Source organism: uncultured Campylobacter sp. (assembly GCF_938031315.1).
Classification (GTDB): Bacteria; Campylobacterota; Campylobacteria; order Campylobacterales; family Campylobacteraceae; genus Campylobacter_B.
The window spans coordinates 1-1325 of record NZ_CALHHT010000440.1 but is presented as its reverse complement, the minus strand read 5'-3'; the positions used below and the strand labels follow the sequence as shown (position 1 = coordinate 1325).

The 1325-nt window shown below is 51.3% G+C and carries 1 protein-coding gene; it reads right to left on the bottom strand.

Annotated elements, in window-relative coordinates:
- Window positions 1-949: 949 nt before the first annotated feature.
- Window positions 950-1325 (bottom strand): prenyltransferase (locus Q0236_RS10950; RefSeq protein WP_297917828.1); only part of this gene is annotated, 376 nt, incomplete at its 5' end.

The window sequence follows — 1325 nt, the reverse complement described above, 5'->3', positions numbered from 1 at the left end:
ACATCAACGAGTTTGAATGGGGCGCAAAAGAGCCGTCAATCGAAATCAAAATGACTAACGCGATGGGCTATCAGGCGTTTCCGTTTAGCCTAGAAAAGGCGTTTGAGAAGTAAAATTTTAAATTTAGCGGCCTCGGCAACGCGTCCCGGGGTCGCTTTATTTTAATCTACGGCCAAATTCTACACACCCACTGGACAGTTTCATATAATTAATAAAATTCCAGGTTTGCAGCACCAATTTTGGCGCAAGACGGCGCGCATCCAAAGCGAGTAAATTAAAGCTGAGCCGCTTGCGTAGGTTTGGCATTAGGTGGCAGGGCGGTGCGTGAAATTTAGTAAATTTTAGAGCCGTTATGGCGCAAGGGGAGCGCTCGAGCAGCATTTGCAGTCAAACTACCGCCGCGTGACGTGATTTGCGCCGTAAAGATGAAGTTCGACCCGGCGGATGCGAGGTCTGGCGCGCTAAAAGTGTCATGTATACGCTCATACAACGCAGCCGCAAGTATCGATTTTGCTCTAATGGGCCAAATTCTGCCGCCGCGCAATAAGCGTAAAACCGCCCACGTCGAACACGTGGGACTTTTGCAAAAGTGACGCTTGTTTTTAAAATTTAACGCAAAAGGCGGGCGGCGTACCGTCAATGACAGATAATTAAAGCAATGACGCGGCAGCTTGCATAGATCTAAAATAGCTCCCGATAGGTTTTATGGTACGAAACAGCGCGATTTATGCGAAGATTTTGTAGTTGTTTTTTTGAGCTTTATCGCGTTGCGCATTAGGCGGACGGACGGGTGCTGCGAACGTTCTTATTGAGCTAGCTTGTCGCAGAGTGCCTTGCCGCGCGCAAAATGGATTTATCTCAGATTGGGAGGGCTCTCGCGTGGAGTGTTTCCTGCGCGCGAGAGAATTTTGCCGCGATGCCGCCGTATAATTTCATCGGCGCGCCTAATTTAGCTCAAAATTTCTCCGATAAAAAACAGCGCCGACATCGAAAATGTGCAGAGCGCAACGACCTTTAGCTGTCCGTCGAAGTCGCGGCACTCCCGCACTTTCGATACGAAAAATAGGTGCCAAATAAGCGGCACAAAGCTTGCCGCGTAGAGCAGTTTTGCGCCTGAATCTCCGCGCAAAAGTGAGTAGCAAAGCATCAGACCCGCCCCGCCCGCGATCAGCGCGTAGTGGTAGCGCTTGGCCGCGCTCAGTCCGATACGAACGGGGATCGTGCGCTTGCCCTTGAGCGCGTCGTTTTGGACGTCGCGCATGTTGTTTAGATTTAGCACGGCGGTGCTTAGCATCCCGCACGCGCACGCAGGCAGCAGCAGCGCC